Annotated in this window: 17 protein-coding genes and 3 tRNA genes; 17 read left to right on the top strand and 3 right to left on the bottom strand. The window is 61.5% G+C overall.

Features of this window, described 5'->3' with window-relative positions; genetic code table 11:
• Window positions 1-177: 177 nt before the first annotated feature.
• From CYD26_RS19455 to CYD26_RS19385, 15 genes are all read left to right on the top strand, one after another.
• Window positions 178-1,188 (top strand): aspartate-semialdehyde dehydrogenase, encoded by a 1,011-nt coding sequence (locus CYD26_RS19455; protein WP_102053359.1) that lies wholly within the window; start codon window positions 178-180, stop codon window positions 1,186-1,188.
• Between the two features lie 174 nt (window positions 1,189-1,362).
• Entirely contained in the window at window positions 1,363-4,050 is a 2,688-nt protein-coding gene (locus CYD26_RS19450) for a FimV/HubP family polar landmark protein (protein ID WP_102053358.1), read from the top strand.
• Between the two features lie 83 nt (window positions 4,051-4,133).
• Window positions 4,134-5,015: a tRNA pseudouridine(38-40) synthase TruA gene (gene truA / locus CYD26_RS19445; RefSeq protein ID WP_371917248.1), complete on the top strand. Its 882-nt coding sequence runs from the start codon at window positions 4,134-4,136 to the stop codon at window positions 5,013-5,015.
• Window positions 5,016-5,054: 39 nt separating this feature from the next.
• Entirely contained in the window at window positions 5,055-5,675 is a 621-nt protein-coding gene (locus CYD26_RS19440; RefSeq protein ID WP_065758560.1) for a phosphoribosylanthranilate isomerase, read from the top strand.
• A 255-nt stretch (window positions 5,676-5,930) separates the two neighbouring features.
• Entirely contained in the window at window positions 5,931-6,851 is a 921-nt protein-coding gene (gene accD / locus CYD26_RS19435) for an acetyl-CoA carboxylase, carboxyltransferase subunit beta (RefSeq protein WP_065758561.1), read from the top strand.
• Complete coding sequence (gene folC / locus CYD26_RS19430; RefSeq protein WP_065758562.1) at window positions 6,848-8,155, top strand: bifunctional tetrahydrofolate synthase/dihydrofolate synthase; 1,308 nt, start codon at window positions 6,848-6,850, stop codon at window positions 8,153-8,155. Before accD ends, folC begins: the two co-directional genes overlap by 4 nt.
• A complete protein-coding gene (locus CYD26_RS19425) occupies window positions 8,139-8,831 on the top strand; it encodes an SPOR domain-containing protein (RefSeq protein ID WP_102053357.1) in 693 nt (230 codons plus the stop codon). Before folC ends, CYD26_RS19425 begins: the two co-directional genes overlap by 17 nt.
• Before the next feature lie 98 nt (window positions 8,832-8,929).
• On the top strand, window positions 8,930-9,484 hold the full coding sequence (locus CYD26_RS19420; protein ID WP_102053356.1) for a CvpA family protein: 555 nt from the start codon (window positions 8,930-8,932) through the stop codon (window positions 9,482-9,484).
• Window positions 9,485-9,525: 41 nt separating this feature from the next.
• Window positions 9,526-11,031, top strand: coding sequence for an amidophosphoribosyltransferase (gene purF, locus CYD26_RS19415; protein ID WP_065758565.1), 1,506 nt, complete (start codon window positions 9,526-9,528; stop codon window positions 11,029-11,031).
• Between the two features lie 14 nt (window positions 11,032-11,045).
• Window positions 11,046-12,257 (top strand): O-succinylhomoserine sulfhydrylase, encoded by a 1,212-nt coding sequence (locus CYD26_RS19410; protein ID WP_065758566.1) that lies wholly within the window; start codon window positions 11,046-11,048, stop codon window positions 12,255-12,257.
• Window positions 12,254-13,027: an SDR family oxidoreductase gene (locus tag CYD26_RS19405; RefSeq protein WP_065758567.1), complete on the top strand. Its 774-nt coding sequence runs from the start codon at window positions 12,254-12,256 to the stop codon at window positions 13,025-13,027. The genes CYD26_RS19410 and CYD26_RS19405 overlap by 4 nt, the downstream gene beginning before the upstream one ends.
• Before the next feature lie 169 nt (window positions 13,028-13,196).
• Window positions 13,197-13,272: transfer RNA gene (locus CYD26_RS19400), tRNA-Val, on the top strand.
• A gap of 78 nt (window positions 13,273-13,350) precedes the next feature.
• Window positions 13,351-13,427, top strand: a tRNA-Asp gene (locus CYD26_RS19395).
• Between the two features lie 99 nt (window positions 13,428-13,526).
• Window positions 13,527-13,603, top strand: a tRNA-Asp gene (locus CYD26_RS19390).
• A 193-nt stretch (window positions 13,604-13,796) separates the two neighbouring features.
• Window positions 13,797-14,708 carry a DUF2242 domain-containing protein gene (locus CYD26_RS19385; RefSeq protein ID WP_065758568.1) on the top strand — a complete coding sequence of 304 codons (912 nt, stop codon included), beginning with the start codon at window positions 13,797-13,799 and terminating at the stop codon, window positions 14,706-14,708.
• 212 nt (window positions 14,709-14,920) lie between these two features.
• Here the strand turns inward: CYD26_RS19385 and CYD26_RS19380 are convergent, their stop codons facing one another.
• Both CYD26_RS19380 and CYD26_RS19375 read right to left on the bottom strand, forming a co-directional pair.
• Window positions 14,921-15,961 (bottom strand): AraC family transcriptional regulator, encoded by a 1,041-nt coding sequence (locus CYD26_RS19380; protein ID WP_065758569.1) that lies wholly within the window; start codon window positions 15,959-15,961, stop codon window positions 14,921-14,923.
• Window positions 15,962-15,965: 4 nt separating this feature from the next.
• Window positions 15,966-17,084: a nitrilase-related carbon-nitrogen hydrolase gene (locus tag CYD26_RS19375; RefSeq protein ID WP_102053355.1), complete on the bottom strand. Its 1,119-nt coding sequence runs from the start codon at window positions 17,082-17,084 to the stop codon at window positions 15,966-15,968.
• Between the two features lie 192 nt (window positions 17,085-17,276).
• On the opposite strand from CYD26_RS19375, the gene CYD26_RS19370 reads away from it, so the two are divergent.
• Together CYD26_RS19370 and CYD26_RS19365 are read left to right on the top strand one after the other, a co-directional pair.
• Window positions 17,277-19,313: an NADPH-dependent 2,4-dienoyl-CoA reductase gene (locus tag CYD26_RS19370; protein ID WP_102053354.1), complete on the top strand. Its 2,037-nt coding sequence runs from the start codon at window positions 17,277-17,279 to the stop codon at window positions 19,311-19,313.
• A 64-nt stretch (window positions 19,314-19,377) separates the two neighbouring features.
• Window positions 19,378-20,274, top strand: a complete 897-nt coding sequence (locus CYD26_RS19365; protein WP_102053353.1) for a 1-aminocyclopropane-1-carboxylate deaminase/D-cysteine desulfhydrase — start codon at window positions 19,378-19,380, stop codon at window positions 20,272-20,274.
• Here the strand turns inward: CYD26_RS19365 and CYD26_RS19360 are convergent.
• Window positions 20,271-20,819 (bottom strand): cytochrome b, encoded by a 549-nt coding sequence (locus tag CYD26_RS19360; protein WP_102053352.1) that lies wholly within the window; start codon window positions 20,817-20,819, stop codon window positions 20,271-20,273. The genes CYD26_RS19365 and CYD26_RS19360 overlap by 4 nt on opposite strands.
• Window positions 20,820-20,941 lie beyond the last annotated feature (122 nt).

The raw sequence follows: 20,941 nt of genomic DNA, 5'->3' as shown, positions 1-20,941 counted from the left end.
CTGAACCGCCGTGTACGGAACCGTACGCACGGTGGTGTGAGAGGACGGCGGGTGTGAACTCGCCTCCTACTCGATTTCAGTCACACTGGTCGAGGTTGCTTCCTGCCCGCTTGAGGTGTCCCTTGGGGCAGAATCCAAGTAAAGTGCCGCTCCCGCCGTACCCGCAGAGGATTTTTCATGAGCCAACCCATCAATATTGCCGTGATCGGCGCCACCGGAACGGTCGGCGAAACCCTTGTGCAGATTCTTGAGGAGCGCGATTTTCCGCTGGGTACGTTGCACCTGTTGGCGAGCATCGAGTCGGCCGGCAGCTCGGTGGCCTACCGTGGCAAGAACCTGCGCGTGCGCGAGGTGGATGCGTTTGATTTCAGTCAGGTCCAGTTGGCGTTCTTTGCCGCCAGCCCGAGCGTGACCCTGAGTTTTGCGCCGCGAGCACAGGCCGCCGGGTGTGCGGTGATCGACCTGTCCGGCGCCTTGTCGGCCGAGCAGGCGCCTGCCGTCGTGCCAGAAGCCAATGCCGCCCTGATTGCCGGCCTGGCCTCGCCCAAGCAACTGCGTAGCCCGAGTGCCGCCGCGGTGGCGCTGGCGGTGGCATTGGCACCGCTCAAGGGTTTGCTGGAGCTGGAGCGTGTGCAACTGACCGCGTGCCTGGCGGTTTCGGCCCAGGGGCGTGAGGCGGTCAACGAACTGGCTCGCCAGACGGCTGAGCTGCTCAATGCACGTCCACTGGAGCCACGCTTCTTCGACCGGCAGATGGCCTTCAATCTACTGGCTCAGGTCGGTGCCAGTGATGATGCGGGGCACGGTGTGCTGGAGCGTCGTCTGGTGGCCGAGCTGCGTGAGCTGCTGGATTTGCCTTTGCTCAAGATTTCCGTGACCTGCGTTCAAGTCCCGGTGTTTTTTGGCGATAGCTACAGTGTGTCGTTGCACAGTCGTACGGCGGTTGATCTGGCGGCGGTCAATGCTGCATTGGAGTCGGCAGAGGGCGTGGAGCTGGTCGATGCCGGTGACTATCCAACGCCGGTCGGTGACGCGGTGGGGCAGGATGTGGTCTATGTAGGGCGGGTGCGTGGAGGTATCGACGAAGCCGAGCAACTCAACCTGTGGCTGACTACGGACAATGTGCGCAAAGGCGCGGCCTTGAACGCAGTGCAACTGGCGGAATTGTTGATAAAAGACCTTGCGTAAAAGATACTTGGCAACACTTTGCATAAAGATTCTGGATTGCTGGAAGTGAGCGGCCCCTGGGCGCTTGCGGGGCAGGTTGCAAACATGGCTCGCAGCTCAATGCCGGTCGATGCCCAAGGGCAGTTTTTCACTTCTTCTCGGTTGCCGGGGAAGGCTCACACAAAGGATGAGGTCATGCTTCGAATTCGCAAACTGGTGTTAGCAATAGCTGCCGCGTCGGCGCTGTCGTCCGGTATGGCGCATGCCCTTGGCTTGGGCGAGCTGACCCTCAAGTCGGCGCAGAACCAACCGCTGTATGCCGAAATCGAATTGCTCGATGTGCGTGACCTGACCGCTGCCGAAATCGCGCCGAGCCTGGCACCGAACGAAGAGTTCGCCAAGGCCGGTGTGGAGCGCCTGGGCTACCTCAATGACCTGACGTTCACGCCGGTGATCAATCCGGCCGGCAAAAGTGTGCTGCGGGTGACCTCCAGTCAGCCGCTGCCGGCACCGATGGTCAAGTTCCTTGTTCAGGTCATGTGGCCCAACGGGCGCTTGCTGCGTGACTACAGCGTACTGATCGATCAGGCGAAGTTCTCGCCCCAGTCGGCGCAGGCGGCTGCAGTGACCCCTGCGGTGACCGCGCCGGCGCGCTACACCACGGTTCGCCGTGACACCTTGTGGGAAATTGCCGCCAAGGCGCGTCAGGGCGGTTCGGTGCAGCAGACCATGCTGGCTATCCAGGCCCTGAACCCGGATGCGTTCATCAATGGCAACATCAATCAGCTCAAGACGGGCCAGGTGTTGCGCCTGCCCGACGCCCAGCAGATTCAGAGCACACCCCAGCCGCAGGCCGTGAAGGAAGTGGCCGAGCAGTATGCGGCCTGGCGTGAGGGGCGCCGTCTGGGCCCGCGCGCGCGTCAACTGGACGCCACGCACCGCGTCAAGGCTCAGGCTGCACCCGCCCGTATCGTCAAGCAGGACAACCTGCGTCTGGTGACGCCTGGCGCCAAGGGTGCTTCGGGCAACAAGGCGCTGGCTGACAAGCTGGCAACCACTCAGGAAAGCCTCGACACCAGCCGCCGCGATAACGCCGAGCTGAAAGAGCGCATGGCGGACCTGCAAAGCCAGCTGGACAAGCTTCAGCGCCTTATTCAGCTGAAAAATGATCAATTGGCTCGGCTTGAGGCTCAGGCCGCAGCCGCTCCAGAGCCTGCAGCGAATGCGGCGCCGGAGCAGCCGGTGATTGCTGCACAATTGCAGCCGGCGGCGACCAACCCTGTCGTCACGCCTGCGCCCGCTACGACCGATGCCGCGCCCGCGCCGGTAGAGTCGCAGGCAGCCAAGACTTCGCTGGATGATCTGTTGGGCAATCCGCTGCTGCTGGCACTGATCGCAGGCTCGGCGTTGCTGGTGTTGCTACTGCTTTTGCTGTTGTTGGCGCGTAAGCGCAAGGCCCAGCAGGAGGCGGAAAAGCACCTGCGCATGGCACGTGCACTGGCTGAAGAGTCCGAGTTGGGGCCTGACCTGGACCTGCCGGAAAGCAGCTTCGAGGGGCTGGAAGTGTCGGCGCCAAGCGTCAAGCTGGCTCCTGCCGTGGTGGCTGCATCCGCAGCGGCGGCCACGGCCGCTGAACAGGCGCCGGTAGAGCCTGCGCCGAAAGCCGTTGAGCCGAAGCCAGTGGTGAAGGCTGCTCCAGTGGTTGAGGATGAGCCAGAGTTGGTCGCTGAGCCCGAAATTGTGGCTGAGCCAGTAGACCCCCTGTTGGCTGAGGTTGACTTGAGCATTGCGCGTGGTCGTTTGAACCATGCTGCCGAGTTGCTTGAACCAGCGGTTGAGCAAGCGCCGCAGCGCAGCGATCTGCGTTTGAAGTTGATGGAGGTCTACGCGCGCCAAGGTGATCGCGATGCCTTTACCGGTCATGAGCGTCAACTGATCGCCACGGGGCAGAATCACGCCGATGTTGAAGCGCTGAAGAGCCGCTTCCCGGCGATGGTCGCCCTTGCAGGTGGTGCGGCTGCCCTTGCTGCAGAACTGGACGCACAGTACGTCAAGGAACTGCTCCAGGATGAGTCACCGGCCGAGGTTGCGCCGCAGGTGCCTGAGGATGACCTGGGTGATGCCTTTGACCTGAGCCTGGATGATCTGGAGGGGTTGGACCTGGCGGATGCCACGGGTGTCGAAGAGGCCGTTGTGCCGGAGTTGACCGAGCAGGTAGCTGCGCACACTGAAGATGATCTGAGCTTTGATTCGGTGCTGCAGGAGCAGGTGGCCGCACCGCAGGTACCTGAACCAACGCCGCAGCCTGAGCCGGAGCCTGCAGCAGTGCCTGAAGTGGTTGTCGAAGCTGAACCCGAGCCCGAGCCCGAGCCACTGGATGACCTGGCTGATTTCGACCTGGATGTGGGTGATCAGCCATCGCCTTCGGTCGCCCAGGCGCCTCGGGATATCGAGGCTGAACTGGCGGCATTTGATGAGTCGCTAGGGCTTGAAGCCGACCTGCCAGAGCTTTCAGGCTTGGGTGATCTGGACTTCCCTGATGATTTCGACCTGAGCGTGTCGGGGGATTCGGATGCGGCTTCCGCCAGCTTTGCGTCCGAGCTGGAGGACGTCAATGCCGAGCTCGACAAGCTGTCGCAGGGTTTCGAGCTGCCGCCGGTCGCGCCGCGGTTTACCGCTGAAGATGCCGCCAGTCTGAATGACGAACCCGAGTTCGACTACCTGGCTGGCACCGATGAGGTAGCGACCAAGCTGGATCTGGCTCGGGCGTATATCGACATGGGCGACAATGAAGGTGCTCGCGATATTCTTGATGAAGTGGTCAAGGAGGGTGATCAGGAGCAGCGCCGCGAAGCCAGCGAAATGCGTTCGCGACTGGCCTGAGTCTTTTCCTGCAAGTCCAACGGCAGCCCTGGTGGCTGCCGTTGTCGTTATACTCCCCGCCATTGCGTAAATCGACAGGTTGTATCCCCTTGGACATCATTGATAACGCGGCCGCCGAAGCAGCGGCCGAAGGCTTTTTCAGAATTGCCCTGGGCGTCGAGTACAAAGGCTCGCGCTATCACGGCTGGCAGCGTCAGCGAAGCGGCGTATTGAGCGTGCAGCAAACGCTTGAGGAAGCCCTGTCGAAGGTGGCGGACTCACCGGTTTCCCTGGTCTGTGCAGGACGTACCGATGCCGGCGTACATGGTTGCGGCCAGGTTGTGCACTTCGACACTCAGGTCGTGCGCAGTAGCAAGGCCTGGGTCATGGGCGCCAACATCAACTTGCCCCATGACATCAGCGTTGCCTGGTCGCAGGAGATGCCGGCGCATTTTCATGCGCGCTTCAAGGCCACGGCCCGGCGCTATCGCTATGTGATCTACAACGATCAGATCCGTCCGGCCCACCTGGGGCAGGAAGTGACCTGGAACCATCGTCCGCTGGATGTTCAGCGTATGGCCGAGGCGGCTGCGTACCTGGTCGGGACGCATGACTTCAGCGCGTTTCGTGCGGGGCAGTGCCAAGCCAAGTCGCCGATCAAGGAAATCCATCATTTGCGCGTGACCCGTCACGGCAAGATGATTGTGCTGGATATTCGCGCCAGTGCCTTCCTGCACCATATGGTTCGGAATATTGCAGGCGTGCTGATGACCATTGGCGCGGGCGAACGCCCGGTGGCCTGGGCGCGAGACGTGCTGGAAAGTCGTGACCGCCGTAGTGCGGGCGTTACGGCCCATCCTTACGGGTTGTACCTGGTACAGGTCGAGTACCCCGAAGAGTTCGCCTTGCCTGAGCGTTTTATCGGTCCGCACTTCCTGACCGGCTTCGAAGCATTGGCGGCTGACGACCGGCAAGTCATTTGCTAACATCCGGTGCTTTCCGGTTCAGCTGAGGTTTTACCGAGTATGTCAGCAGTTCGCAGCAAAATCTGCGGGATTACCCGTGTAGAAGATGCGCTGGCAGCGGCCGAGGCGGGCGCTGACGCCATTGGGCTGGTCTTTTACGCGAAGAGTCCGCGGGCGGTTGATGTGCATCAGGCGCGAGCGATCATTGCCGCGTTGCCACCGTTTGTTACCACGGTGGGCTTGTTCGTCAACGCCAGCCGCTGTGAACTCAACGAAATTCTCGACGCCGTACCGCTGGACCTGTTGCAGTTTCATGGTGATGAAACGCCTGAGCAGTGCGAGGGATTCAATCGGCCCTGGATCAAGGCACTGCGGGTGCGCCCGGGGGACGACCTGGAAGCCAGTTGCCGCCGGTATCACAACGCTAGCGGGGTTCTGCTTGATACCTACGTGGCGGGCGTACCGGGTGGTACGGGTGAGTCTTTCGACTGGTCGTTGGTGCCGGCGAAATTGAGCAAGCCGGTGATCCTGGCCGGCGGCCTGACGGCAGACAACGTGGCATCGGCCATTGCCCAGGTTCGGCCTTATGCGGTGGATGTCAGTGGCGGGGTCGAGCAGGCCAAGGGGATCAAGGACCCGGCCCGTATCGAAGCGTTTTTACGTGCGGTGCGTCAGGCGTGATACGCGGATGTGACGGTTGGCGGCGGGCCATCGTCCATAGCTATCGCAGCCTGATGCTGCCTGGCTGTGCCGCAAGGCCGGTCGAAATTACCGGGTGGTGCCTGTGGCATCGCCTGTAAAGAGTGAATGGGGTGCGGGATCGACGCGAGACCTCGCGGGTCCGCGCCACCTTCTTATAAACACGAATTGGCTCAAGGGCATACGCGTGACCCGACAGTGCGCTGTCTGCGGTCGCCGCTACTGGAGAAAGAAAGCATGAGCAACTGGTTGGTAGACAAACTGATCCCTTCGATCATGCGTTCCGAGGTGAAGAAAAGTTCCGTGCCTGAAGGGCTGTGGCACAAGTGCCCATCCTGCGAAGCGGTGCTTTATCGTCCGGAGCTGGAAAAGACCCTGGATGTCTGCCCGAAGTGTAATCACCACATGCGTATCGGTGCGCGGGCGCGCCTGGACATTTTCCTCGACGCCGAAGGCCGTGCCGAGCTGGGCGCCGACCTGGAGCCGGTGGACCGTCTGAAGTTCCGTGATGGCAAGAAGTACAAGGACCGCCTGAGCGGTGCGCAGAAGCAGACTGGCGAAAAAGACGCGCTGATCTCCATGAGCGGCACCCTGTTTGGCATGCCGATTGTGGTCAGTGCTTTCGAGTTCTCCTTCATGGGTGGCTCGATGGGTGCCATCGTCGGTGAGCGTTTTGTTCGTGCGGCCAACTATGCCCTGGAAAACCGTTGCCCAATGGTCTGCTTCTCGGCTTCCGGTGGTGCGCGCATGCAGGAAGCGCTGATCTCGCTGATGCAGATGGCCAAGACCTCGGCCGTGCTGGCGCGTCTGCGTGAAGAAGGCATTCCGTTCATTTCGGTGCTGACCGACCCGGTGTATGGCGGCGTCTCTGCCAGCCTGGCAATGCTGGGGGATGTGATCGTTGGTGAGCCCAAGGCGCTGATCGGTTTCGCCGGCCCGCGTGTCATCGAGCAAACCGTACGTGAGAAGCTGCCAGAAGGCTTCCAGCGCAGCGAGTTCCTCCTTGAGCACGGCGCCATCGACATGATCATTCCGCGTCAGGAGTTGCGTGCACGTCTGGGCACGCTGCTGGCCCAGATGATGGGGCTGCCGACGCCGAAGATCGTTGCTGCGGTTGCCGAGCCTGTGGTTGTTCCGCCGGCGCCAGCCACGGTATGACCTCGCGTACCCTTGGCGACTGGCTTGCCTACCTGGAGCAGTTGCATCCGTCGGCCATCGACATGGGCCTGGAGCGCTCGCAACAGGTTGCGGCGCGGCTCGGGTTGGGCAAGCCGGCGCCACGGGTAATCACCGTGACCGGCACCAACGGCAAGGGTTCGACCTGCGCCTTCGTGGCGGCACTGTTGCAGGCGCAGGGGCTCAAGGTGGGTGTCTACAGCTCGCCGCACCTGCTGCGTTACAACGAGCGCGTGCAGATCGACGGTGTCGAGGCCAGCGATGCGCAGTTGTGCGAGGCGTTCGTGGCGGTCGAGGCCGCCCGTGGCGATATTTCCCTGACCTACTTCGAGATGGGTACGCTGGCGGCGTTCTGGCTGTTCCGGCAGTCGGCGCTGGATGCCGTTGTGCTAGAAGTCGGGTTGGGCGGTCGGCTGGATGCTGTCAATCTGGTCGATGCCGACCTTGCTGTTGTCACCAGTATTGGTGTCGATCATGCCGACTGGCTGGGCGATACCCGCGAATCGGTCGCCTTTGAAAAGGCCGGGATCTTCCGCCAGGGCAAGCCGGCCTTGTGTGGTGATCTCAATCCGCCACAGCCCTTGCTGGATAAGGCGCGTGAGTTGGCCTGTCCGTTTTTCCTGCGTGGTCGTGACTTCGATCTGTCCAGTACTGACCTGTATTGGCAGTGGCGCGGCGTTGATGCGCGCGGCAATGCAGTCGAGTTGCAGGACTTGCCGTTGCTTGACCTGCCGATGGAAAACGCGGCGCTGGCCTTGCAGGCTTACCTGTTGCTGGATTTGCCATGGAATGCCGGGCAGATCATCGCTGCCTTGAAGGCTACCCGGATCGTCGGTCGCCTGGACCGTCGGCAGTTTACCTGGCAGGGCAAGCGTCTGAGTATTCTGCTGGACGTGGGGCACAACCCTCATGCAGCGCAATACCTGGCTCAGCGCCTGGCGGCGCGAGCACCTGAAGGCAAGCGCCTGGCGGTGTTTGGCCTGCTCAGTGACAAAGACCTGGCGGGCGTTATCGAACCGTTGTGCAAGCAGGTTCACGGCTGGGCAGTGGCGCCGCTGCAGAGCGCCCGTAGCCGACCGGCTGTCGAGTTGCAGGTAGCGCTAGAGAATCTTGGTGCGAACGTGCAGTCTTATCCAAGTGTCGCAGCGGCCCTTGAAGGGCAGTGTGCGCACGCAACGGCAGATGATGAAATCCTGCTGTTCGGATCATTTTTCTGTGTCGGTGAAGCCCTTGAGTGGCTCGCTCGGCAGGCCAAGGAGGACGAGGTAGATGGCGTCGCTGGATAAGGTCGTCAAGCAACGTATGGTCGGCGCATTGGTGTTGGTTGCGCTGGCGGTAATCTTCCTGCCCATGTTGTTCTCGCGTGAGGATGAGTTGCGTCAGGTGCGGGTCGAGGCGCCGGAAGCGCCTGGCATGCCGAATTTGCCGCAGGTTCAGGTTGAACCGGTGCAGGTGCCCGAGCCGCAGCCGTTGCCTGAGGAGCCGGTTGTGGTGCAGCAAGTGCCTGCGTTATCGGCCCCGAGTACGCCGGTCGCACAGGTAGCAACGCCTGTTCCAGCGCCCGCTCCCGCGCCGGCCACCACGCCTGTGCCGGTGCCTGCGGCGGCCAAGCCGGTCGCGCCAGCGGCAGCGCCGGTGAGTAAGCCAGCGCCGACGACTGCTCCGGTTGCGGCTGTTGCAGCGGCCAAGCCGGTTGCGCCGAGCAAGGTCGATGTCAACGGCCTGCCGGTCAGCTGGTCGGTGCAGTTGGCCAGCCTGTCCAACCGTGCCAGTGCCGATACCTTGCAGAAAACCCTTCGTAGCCAGGGCTATAATGCTTACATTCGTTCGTCCGACGGCATGAATCGGGTGTTTGTCGGGCCGTTGATCGAGCGTGCCGAGGCTGAGCGCTTGCGTGATCTGCTGGGGCGTCAGCACAAGCTCAAGGGCTTTGTCGTTCGTTTTCAGCCAGAACGCAGCTAAGCCTTGCCGTCCGGTCGTTACCGGACGGCAAATCACCGCTTACCGATAGCGCATCGCTCTGGTAAAATGCGCCGCCTTATCCGTTTGCAGGCAGCACCGTGGCATTTACCTGGGTCGACTGGGCGATCATCGCGATTATCGCCATTTCCTCGCTGATCAGTTTGAAGCGCGGCTTTGTCAAAGAAGCCTTGTCGCTGCTTACCTGGATCATCGCCGGGGCTGTGGCCTGGATGTTTGGCGGCGGTGTATCGCAATACCTGGAAAGCTATATCCAGACGCCGTCGGCCCGCGTCATCGCCGGCTGCGCCATTCTTTTCGTCGCCACCTTGCTGGTGGGGGCAATGATCAACTTTATTATCGGCGAGCTGATTCGTGTCACCGGGTTGTCCGGGACCGATCGTTTCCTCGGCATGGCCTTCGGCGCCGCGCGGGGTGGCTTGCTGGTTGTCGTGGCGGTCGGGCTGCTGAGCCTGGGGCCGGTACAACAGGATCCGTGGTGGCAGGAGTCCCGGCTTTTGCCACAATTTCTATTGGTCGCTGACTGGTCGAAAAACCTTATTCTGGGGTTTACCAGCCAGTGGCTCGCCAGCGGGATCAGCGCACCGGTTGATCTCCCGTTCAAGGAGCAGCTCCTGGGGCCCAAGACGCCTTGAGTGCTGTTCAGTCCAGTTTCATTAAGTAGGGGTTGCGTCGCATGTGTGGCATCGTCGGTATCGTCGGTAAGTCGAACGTCAATCAGGCGCTGTATGACGCGCTAACCGTCCTCCAGCACCGCGGCCAGGACGCTGCCGGTATTGTGACCAGCCATGATGGCCGGTTATTTCTGCGCAAGGACAATGGCCTGGTGCGTGATGTGTTCCAGCAGCGCCACATGCAGCGCCTGGTGGGGCATATGGGTATTGGTCATGTGCGCTACCCGACTGCGGGCAGCTCGACCTCGGCCGAGGCTCAGCCGTTCTATGTCAACTCGCCTTACGGCATTACGCTGGCGCACAACGGTAACCTGACCAACGTCGAGCAGTTGGCCAAGGAAATCTACGAATCCGATCTGCGTCATGTCAACACCAGTTCCGATTCGGAAGTGCTGCTGAACGTCTTCGCCCATGAGTTGGCGGTGCGTGGCAAGTTGCAGCCGACTGAAGAAGACGTCTTCGCTGCCGTCACCGACGTTCACAATCGCTGCCGTGGTGGCTACGCCGTAGTGGCCATGATCACCGGTTACGGGATTGTCGGCTTCCGCGACCCGAACGCCATCCGTCCGATTGTCTTCGGTCAGCGTCATACCGACGAAGGCGTCGAGTACATGATCGCCTCCGAAAGCGTTTCGCTGGACGTACTGGGTTTCACCCTGATTCGTGACCTGGCGCCGGGCGAAGCGGTGTACATCACCGAAGATGGCCAGTTGCACACCCGTCAGTGCGCGACCAATCCGAAATACTCGCCGTGCATTTTCGAGCACGTTTACCTGGCGCGTCCTGACTCGATCATCGACGGCGTTTCGGTCTACAAGGCTCGCCTGCGCATGGGTGAGAAGCTCGCCGAGAAGATCCAGCGCGAGCGCCCGAATCACGACATCGATGTGGTCATCCCGATTCCCGACACCAGCCGTACCGCTGCGCTGGAACTGGCCAACCACCTGGGCGTCAAGTTCCGCGAAGGTTTCGTCAAGAACCGCTACATCGGTCGTACCTTCATCATGCCCGGCCAGGCCGCGCGCAAGAAGTCGGTTCGGCAGAAGCTCAACGCCATCGAGCTCGAGTTCCGTGGCAAGAACGTCATGCTGGTCGATGACTCGATCGTGCGCGGCACCACCTGCAAGCAGATCATTCAGATGGCCCGTGAAGCGGGTGCGAAGAATGTCTACTTCTGCTCGGCGGCGCCAGCGGTACGTTACCCTAACGTCTACGGCATCGACATGCCGAGCGCTCATGAGTTGATCGCACACAACCGCACCACTCAGGACGTCGCTGACCTGATCGGCGCCGACTGGCTGGTCTACCAGGACCTGTCGGACCTGATCGACGCAGTGGGCGGCGGCAAGATCAAGATCGAGAATTTCGACTGCGCGGTGTTCGATGGCCAGTACGTGACCGGCGATATCGACGAAGCCTACCTCGAGAAGATCGAGCAGGCGCGTAACGACGCCTCCAAGGTCAAGAATCAAGCGGTCAGCGCGATCATCGACCTCTACAACAACTGAGTGGGAGCAGCGGCATGACACAGGAATGGGATGCCGGGCGCCTCGACAGCGACCTTGAAGGGGTTGCGTTCGATACCCTGGCCGTACGTGCCGGTCAGCATCGCACGCCGGAAGGTGAACACAGCGACCCGCTGTTCTTCACCTCCAGCTATGTGTTCCGTACGGCGGCTGATGCCGCCGCGCGGTTCGCGGGTGATGTGCCGGGCAACGTCTATTCGCGCTACACCAACCCGACCGTTCGGGCTTTCGAGGAGCGCATCGCCGCCCTTGAAGGCGCCGAGCAGGCGGTTGCGACGTCGACGGGTATGTCGGCCATTCTCTCGACGGTGATGGCCCTGTGCAGCGCTGGCGATCATGTGCTGGTGTCGCAGAGTGTGTTCGGTTCGACCATCAGCCTGTTCGAGAAGTACTTCAAGCGCTTCGGTGTGCAGGTTGACTATGTGCCGTTGACGGATCTGGCTGCCTGGGAATCGGCGATCAAGGCCAATACCAAGCTGCTGTTCGTCGAGTCGCCGTCTAACCCGCTGGCCGAGTTGGTGGATATCGCCGCGTTGGCCAGCGTGGCCCATGCCAAGGGCGCGCAACTGGTGGTCGACAACTGCTTCAGCACGCCGGCCTTGCAGCAGCCGCTGAAGCTGGGCGCCGACATTGTCGTGCACTCGGCGACCAAGTTCATCGACGGCCAGGGTCGTTGCATGGGCGGTGTGGTTGCAGGTCGCGCCGAGCAGATGAAGGAAGTGGTGGGTTTTCTGCGTACGGCAGGCCCGTCGCTGAGCCCCTTCAATGCCTGGATCTTCCTCAAGGGCCTGGAAACCCTCAACCTGCGGATGCGTGCCCATTGTGCCAACGCACAGGCACTGGCCGAATGGCTGGAGCAGCAGGATGGCATCGAGAAGGTTCACTATGCCGGGCTCAAGAGCCATCCGCAGCATGAACTGGCCGAGCGTCAGATGAAGGGCTTCGGTGCGGTGGTGAGCTTTGAGGTCAAGGGCGGCAAGGAAGGAGCCTGGCGCTTCATCGATGCCACCCGCTTGATTTCGATCACCGCGAACCTGGGCGACAGCAAGACCACCATCACGCACCCGGGCACCACCTCGCACGGCCGTCTGTCGCCGCAGGAGCGTGAGGCGGCGGGTATCCGCGACAGTCTGATCCGTGTTGCGGTCGGCCTGGAAGATGTGGCTGACCTCAAGGCCGATCTGGCCCGCGGGTTGGCGGCGCTGTGATCGACTGGTCAACCCCCGAAAGCAGCCATAACGGTCGTGTCGCACTGGTCACCGGTGCGGCACGGGGGATTGGCCTTGGCATTGCTGCCTGGCTGATCTGTGAAGGCTGGCAGGTGGTGCTGACCGACCTTGACCGTGCGCGTGGCTCCATGGCCGCCAAAGTGCTGGGTGACAATGCCTGGTTCGTTGCCATGGATGTCGCCGATGAGGCCCAGGTCGCCGTCGGTGTGGCCGAGGTGCTGGGCCAGTTCGGCCGGCTTGATGCCTTGGTGTGCAATGCCGCCATTGCCGACCCTCACAATACGACCCTGGAAAGCCTCAGCCTTGCGCACTGGAACCGTGTGCTGGCGGTCAACCTGGGTGGACCGATGCTGCTGGCCAAGCATTGTGCGCCTTACCTGCGTGCGCATTGTGGCGCTATCGTGAACCTGGCTTCGACCCGGGCGGCGCAGTCCGAGCCTGATACCGAAGCCTATGCCGCGAGCAAGGGCGGTTTGCTGGCCTTGACCCACGCCCTGGCGGTGAGCCTTGGCCCGGAGATCCGGGTCAATGCCGTCAGCCCGGGCTGGATCGATGCCCGTGACCCCTCCCAGCGCCGTGCCGAACCGCTGACTGAATCCGACCATGCTCAGCACCCGGCGGGCAGGGTAGGGACGGTAGAGGATGTGGCGGCTATGGTGGCCTGGCTGTTGTCGAAGAATTCCGGCTTTGTTACTGGGCAGGAGTTCGTGGTCGACGGTGGCATGACCAAGAAGATGATTTACCAGTAACAGGTTTTACGCTGGGCGCTTCATGAGGTACACGGCGGTTTCTGCTTTTGCGGGCAGCTTGTCGCTTAAGGGTGAAGCAACTTTTTTGCGGTTTTTTAAAAAAACTTCAACAGGGGTATTGACTTAGGTTCGATACCTGCGTAAATTTCGCCACCTCAGCGAAGCACACGGGTGATTAGCTCAGCCGGGAGAGCATCTGCCTTACAAGCAGAGGGTCGGCGGTTCGATCCCGTCATCACCCACCACTTCCTGAGATGTTCCTGACCCAGGCGCTTTTGAAAGAAGGCACCTAATTGAGAGGAACAGGACGCAAGTCCATATGCGCAGCGGTAGTTCAGTCGGTTAGAATACCGGCCTGTCACGCCGGGGGTCGCGGGTTCGAGTCCCGTCCGCTGCGCCACTTTTCTCCAGATCGGTTTAACAGCCGGTTTGAGGTCGGAAGGTACCGAAACCTTCAGGCCAGATCCCAGTTTCAAACGGACGAAAGTCTGTGCGATACGCAGCGGTAGTTCAGTCGGTTAGAATACCGGCCTGTCACGCCGGGGGTCGCGGGTTCGAGTCCCGTCCGCTGCGCCATATCCGCTTCGAGGCCCTTGAACTCCTCGAAGCAACAGAGAAAGCGACCTTAGGGTCGCTTTTTTTGTTTGGGTCACTGCTTCAATCTCGAAAGGCGTCTCCGGGCAATTTACCGCCCAATCTTGCCTCGACACTTCAGTGATGCGCCGATGTGTAGCACAATAGGCGCCGAACGTTCTCCCCAGGATTTGCAATGTCAAAGTCAACCGTCTTTGGTGCGCTCGGGCTGGCCCTAGTGCTGGCGGGTGTTTCCGGCTGCTCCTCGAAAAAAGCCGCCATTTACGAACACGAGAATTTCGACGATTCGGGCACCTTCTCGCGCAGCTTTCCGGTGAGCGAGGCCGGTTCGTGCGAAGCTGCGCGGCGTGCCTTGCTCAGTCAGGGCTACATCATCACTACCAGCAGTGCTGGTCAGGTCACGGGTAACAAGAGTTTCCAGCAGACTGGCGACACTCATATGCAGATCAGCTTCAACGTGGTCTGTGCGGCTGACAACAGCAGCGCCAAGCGCTCAACCATGTTCGCCAACGCCCTGCAAGACCGCTATGCGCTGAAAAAATCCAATACCTCGGCCAGTCTTGGTGTCGGTGTGCTGGGTTCGGTGTCGATGCCGATTGGCTCTACCGATGACTCGATGGTCAAGGTGGCCAGCGAGACTGTAACCTCGGCCAAGTTCTATGAGCGCTACTTCGCGCTGGTTGAGAGCTTCTTGCCCAAAGAGCAGAAGAAGCCACAGAAGAAGGCGACTGAGCCAGAGAAGGCGCCAGAGCACGCACCAGAGCCGGCGCCTGCGGCTGCGCCAGCCGTTGAACTGGGTGTGCCGGAAAGCAACCCGGCGCCGGCCCCGACTCAGGCCCCGACACCGCCAGCTGCAGCCAGCGTGCCTGAGCCTGCTCCTCTGGCGCCTGCACCCGCTGCGCCGCCCGCCGCGCCATCTGCCACGCCGGTAGTCGATGACGGTGCAGCTTCGAAGCCTGTTGCCCCTCCGGTTGAGGCCGCGCCAATCACGGTTCAGGAGGTGCCTGCCGCTCCGCTCGCGCCTGCACTCAGTGAGCCGACACCTGCGGTCAACCCTACGGTGAGTGCGGAGCAACCGGTTCAGTAGGCGGCGCGGATAAATCGTCCGGCGTCTGCTACGTTTATTTCAAACAGCGGTCTTGTCATTTTTTCGTCACTGCGCAACTTTAAGGTGAGTGACGAATCAATGAGATGAATGAGAAAAACGGAGCAGACAATGGACGACTATCAAGAAGAGCTTCTCGACTACAACGCCTACGAACTCGATCTGCCAGAGCCTGCAGATGACGCTACAGAGCTCTAGGCAGTGCGCCGCTGACTGCGACGGAAGTCGCCAGGGGTAACCCCGCTCCAACGCTTGAATGCACGCTGGAAGGCCTCTGCCGAAGCAAATCCCAACAGGTAGGCGATCTCGCCAAAGGCCAGCTCCGTATCGCGGATGTAGGCCATCGCCAGGTCGCGCCGCGTGTCGTTCAGAATCGTTCGGAACTGCGTGCCTTCTTCAGCCAGTTTGCGTCGTAGCGTCCAGGTCGGAAGCTGCAGACGGTTGGCGATTTCTTCCAGGTCCGGCTCATGCCCACCGCTGAGCAGCGGCCCCAGCAGTTGCACGATGCGCTCGCTGAGGCTGCGAATGCGCGTGCGCTGTTCCAGTTCAAGTTCGCACAACTGCAACAGGTGCTGCCAGGTGCTGGGGCAGTGGGTGCTGTTGCGCAACTCCAACTGGTTACGGTTCAGGCGTAGCTGGTTGGTCTCGGCAGCAAAATGAACCGGCGTCAGGCACAACCCCTGATACTGCTCGGCATAAGCTGGGGCCTCGAATTCGATATCGATACGTTCGGCGTGTAGCGGCATGCCCGCCACGCTCGACAGTTGCGCCAGCCAGCCCGCCAGGAGTGAGTCGACCACGAAGCGGTTGTAGGCGTTGTATGGGCTGATCGAGTAGAAGCGCAGCCAGGCACCTTGCGGGTCTTCATGAAACGTCGACTGACCGCGGTAGTTGGCGGCATACAGGGGTTCAAAGCGCAGCAGGGTGCGAGCGGCTTCGCCGACGGTGGGCGCCTGGGCTGCGGTCACCCCGGCAAGGCCTGTCTGGCTCAGGCGGCTCAGGCGGCCCATGTGCAGGCCCAGGGCCGGGTTGCCTGTGAGGGTGATGGCGGCATGGCCCAGGTGCATGTAGCGCGGTATCGACAGCCGGGCACATGGCTCGGCCAGGCGCGCCGGCTCCAGGCCATAGTGCGCAAGCAGAGGCGCGGGGTCGTGGCCGAGGTAGCGGACGGTTTCCTCCAGGCTCTGTACGAACCCTACCGAAAGATCTCCCAGGCGTACCCGTGGACGAGGCATCGTCTTACAGCCAGAGGTTGAGCAGGCGCGCGCCAGGTTTGGCGCTGACACTAAAGTTCTGGCCGTTACGGCTGGCAAAGCCCTCGCCGTCGGCGCTGACTTCCCAGAAGCGCCCCTGCAGGAACACGCTCATGCTCGCCTGTTCGCGGCCTTTGTTGGCAAGTATCAGACGCTGCCAGGCTTCGCCCTCGCTCACTTCACCGGGTTTGAGTGGCAGTTGTGTCGCCAGCGGCTGATGGCGGTTGCCACGCCAGGGCGCGCGCCAGCCATGCTTGACGCCGATGAAGGCCGGGTTGGCGATCACCTGCACCGCCTGTTGCTCAAGCTGGCGGTAGTTGTTCGGGTACCAGCTGTCACTGCCCACCAGGACGCCCAGGCGTCCTGCCGGCGTCTCGAGTACTTGCAAGGGTTGTGCGCCGGCATGAATGAAGCGGCGTACGCCGTTGTCCGGGTGTTTTTGGCGTACTGGTTGGCCCAGTATTGAGCCGTCATTGGCGAACACCAGGCTGCTGTTGTACAGGGCACCTGAGCCCACCCGCAGAGTGCCGCCGTCTACATACGGCTCGGGCAGGACGATGGAACCTGCTACGAGGGTGATGTCGAACTCGCGTGCCAGGCCGCCGAACAGTTGCTGGTAGTCGCTCGCCATCTGGGCCGCCTTCATGCGCAAGTGTGCGTCAGCGCGGCGGTCATCCCCTGTGGCGCCAAGCATCGCCAGCCCATAGCGCAACGGGTTGCTCAACTCCAGCCACTGCCGGGCCTGATCAAGGTGGGTGACCTGGTACATCTCGCTCTTTTCGCCAAGCGCCCAAAGCCAGGTGCCGATGTGTTCGGGCAGGATGACAACGGTTTTACGGCTGATCAGGCCCTGCTCACGTGCGTGCTGCAAGTAAGCCGCCAGCTTCAGGTGCAAGCGTTGCAGGCTTTGGTAGTCACCGGGGAACAGCTCAGGCTCGATACCGAGCAGGTTGCCCTGGTTCGCGGGGATGCCCTGGTTCAGTGTCAGTTCGACACGCAGGTCGGACAGGTAATGGCCGGCGGGACGTTGTTCTGTCCATAGCCCGTAGCCGCAAAGCATGGTGATGACAACCAGGGCGAGAGCCCCGAGCAGGAGTTTTTGCATGAGGCGGGCAAGGCCGACTGAGGATTTAAGCCGTTAGGGTAGTCGTGCTGCGCGGTTGGATCAATAAGTTGTCACTTTCGGTCATTGAGCGACGGGTAACAGCTCTTTAATGTCGACCTCAGATAACTGACGGGTTCCACCTCCGGGTGAGAGGCCTGCATTCCGTGATTAACGCTTGTTGTGGAGTACGTTATGGCCGCTGCCCAATACCCGCATCTGTTGGCTCCGCTGGACCTGGGGTTCACCACGTTGCGCAACCGCACCCTGATGGGCTCGATGCACACCGGCCTTGAAGAAAGACCGGGTGGTTTTGAGCGCATGGCGGCCTATTTTGCCGAGCGCGCCCGGGGTGGGGTGGGGCTGATGGTGACCGGCGGTATTGGCCCGAACGAAGAAGGGGGCGTGTATGCCGGTGCGGCCAAGCTGAGCACGCCGGAGGAAGCCCAGAAACACCGTATCGTGACTCAGGCGGTGCATGAAGCCGGTGGCAAGATCTGCCTGCAGATCCTTCATGCCGGGCGTTATGCCTACAGCCCCAAGCAGGTCGCACCCAGTGCCATTCAGGCACCGATCAACCCGTTCAAGCCCAAGGAGCTGGACGAGGAGGGGATCGAGAAACAGATCCGGGACTTCGTAACCTGTGCGACGCTGGCACAGAGCGCCGACTACGATGGCGTCGAGATCATGGGCTCGGAAGGTTATTTCATTAACCAGTTCCTCGCCGCCCATACCAACCATCGTACTGACCGCTGGGGTGGCAGTTACGAGAACCGCATGCGTCTGGCGGTGGAGATCGTTCGTCGGGTGCGTGAAGCGGTCGGGCCGAACTTCATCATCATCTTCCGCCTGTCGATGCTCGACCTGATCGAGGGGGGCAGCGATTGGGACGAAATCGTGCAGTTGGCCAAAGCCATCGAGCAGGCTGGCGCCACGCTGATCAACACCGGTATCGGTTGGCACGAAGCGCGTATTCCGACCATTGCCACCAAGGTACCGCGTGCCGCCTTCAGCAAGGTCACCGCCAAGTTGCGCGGTTCGGTGAAGATTCCGCTGATCACCACCAACCGTATCAATACCCCGGAAATCGCTGAGCAGATCCTCGCTGAGGGCGATGCCGACATGGTCTCCATGGCGCGTCCGTTCCTGGCGGACCCGGAGTTCGTCAACAAGGCCGCTGCCGGTCGTGCTGACGAAATCAACACCTGCATTGGCTGCAACCAGGCGTGTCTGGATCACACCTTTGGCGGCAAGCTGACCAGTTGCCTGGTCAACCCGCGTGCCTGTCATGAAACAGAGCTCAACTACCTGCCGACCCGCCTGTTGAAGAAAATTGCGGTGGTCGGTGCAGGTCCGGCGGGCCTGGCGGCTGCCACGGTGGCTGCAGAGCGGGGGCATCAGGTCACCCTGTTCGACTCGGCCAGTGAAATTGGCGGCCAGTTCAATGTGGCCAAGCGTGTGCCGGGCAAGGAAGAGTTCTATGAGACCCTGCGCTACTTCAAGCGCAAGCTGCAGACCACCGGTGTCGAGGTTTGCCTTGAGCAGCGCATGAGTGTCGAGCAACTGCTCAAGGGCGGCTACGATGAGGTCATTCTCGCTACCGGTATCGCACCGCGTCTGCCGGCTATTCCCGGTATCGGGCACCCTAAGGTGTTGAGCTATCTGGACGTCTTGCTGGCGCGCAAGCCGGTAGGCCAGCGCGTGGCGGTCATTGGTGCCGGTGGGATCGGCTTTGATGTGTCCGAATACCTGGTTCACCAGGGAGTAGCGACCAGTCAGGATCGTGAGGCTTTCTGGAAAGAGTGGGGCATTGATACCACCTTGCAGGCCCGTGGTGGCGTTGCCGGGATACATCCGCAACCTCATGCGCCGGCCCGTCAGGTGTTTCTGTTGCAGCGCAAGAAATCCAAGGTGGGTGATGGTCTGGGCAAGACCACCGGCTGGATTCATCGCACGGGTTTGAAAAACAAGCAGGTGCAGATGCTCAACAATGTCGAATACCTGAGCATCGACGATGAAGGGCTGCATATCCGTATTGGCGAGGGCGAGCCGCAGGTTCTGCCAGTCGATAACGTGGTTATCTGTGCCGGCCAGGATCCGCTGCGTGAGCTATACGATGGCTTGCACGCCGCCGGTCAGTCGGTGCACCTGATCGGTGGTGCCGATGTTGCGGCCGAGCTGGATGCCAAGCGCGCAATCAATCAGGGCTCACGGCTGGCTGCCGAACTCTGATGCGGCAGGTACGGCGGGGTGCGCTAGACTGCGCTTCCCGCCCTGTACCGAGTTTGTTGTCGGAATGTTCGATTCACTTCCCTTGGCCCCACTCCAGCCGCTGTCACTGCCCTGGTTGAGCCGTGCCGGTGTTGAAGCGGCGGTGCTGCGCCTTGACCTCATCGACCCGCTGATCAGCGGCAACAAGTGGTTCAAACTGCTGGAGCACCTGCGTGAGGCCCGTGCGGCAGGGGCTCCTGGCGTCATCAGCCTCGGTGGCGCGTACTCCAATCACCTTCATGCACTCGCGGCGGCAGGCCTGCGCTTTGGTTTCGCTACTGTCGGGTTGCTGCGCGGTCATCCGCAGGACACACCAACGGTACGTGACCTGCGCGCCTTCGGCATGGAGCTGCACTGGCTGGGTTATGGCGGCTATCGGGCGCGGCATGAACCGGGCTTCTGGGCGCCTTGGCACGCCCGCTATCCTGGCTGGCATTGTGTACCGGAAGGCGGCGGTGGTGCGTTGGGGGTCAAAGGGTGTGCGCAGATTGTAGAGCAGGCGCGATGTCAGCTCTCGGCACTGGGTTGGCCTGACTACGATGGCTGGTGGTTGGCGGTCGGGACCGGTACCACATTGGCCGGTCTGGTGGCGGCTGAAACAGGCGCGCACTGGGTGCAGGGTGCTTTGGCTGTGCCCGGGGATCATGGTGTTGCCGCACAGGTCGATGGGCTGCTGGGAGCAGGCCAGGCAGGTTACGTGCTGCACGACGCCAGCCGCGCAGGTTTTGCCAGGGTCGATGCAGAACTGTTGGCGTTCATTGAGGCGAGCGAAGTGCAGTCGGGCCTTCCTCTGGAGCCGCTGTACACGGGGAAAGCCCTGCTCGCCTTGCACGAGCAGGTGGAACAGGGCGCCTTCGCGCCCGGCACGCGGCTGATATTCCTGCACACCGGTGGCCTGCAAGGCCGTCGGGGGCTGGTTTAGTCGCCTTTTGGCAGCATGCGCCGCAGCGTGTTGTCGCGGCTGACATAGTGGTGATACAGCCCAGCCAGGGCGTGCAGGCCGATCAGCCAGTAGCCCAGCGAGGCAATCAGCTCATGCCAGCCCTTGATCTGCTTGCCCAGGTCTGGATCTGGCGCAATCAAGGCGGGCAGGTTGAAGCCATAGAAGGGGATCGGTTTGTCGCTGGCGCTGAGAATCAGCCAGCCGGCCACAGGCAAGCCGATCATCATCGCGTACAGCGCCCAATGCATCAGTGTGGCCAGGCCGCGCTGCCAGGCCGGTGGGTTAGGTTCGATACGGGGTGTCGGGCTGATGACGCGCAGCAACAGGCGCAGCCAGACCAGCACAAAGACACTCAGGCCGAGCATGAAGTGCAGGTCTTTCATCAGGGCGCGCTCGGCGCTGTCCTTGGGGAACATACCCCGTAGCTCGATACAGGCGTACACCGCTGCCAGCAGTATCAGCATCAGCCAGTGAAGGGCAATCGACAGACTGCCGTAGCGGTCCCGGGTGTTGGTTAGCGTCATATGAGCTCCTCGTTATCAGGTCGTGTTTCGCGCTCTTGCTTGGCGCTGGGCATTAACTGTAATTGTTTGTTTCAGAGATCATAGGAGAAATAGCAGCAAAATTTCGTTAGTGACCAAACGAA

Source organism: Pseudomonas sp. FFUP_PS_473 (assembly GCF_002858665.1).
Lineage (GTDB): Bacteria > Pseudomonadota > Gammaproteobacteria > Pseudomonadales > Pseudomonadaceae > Aquipseudomonas > Aquipseudomonas defluvii.
Note: the sequence above shows the minus strand (reverse complement) of the source record. Positions and strands in the feature narration are given on the sequence as shown.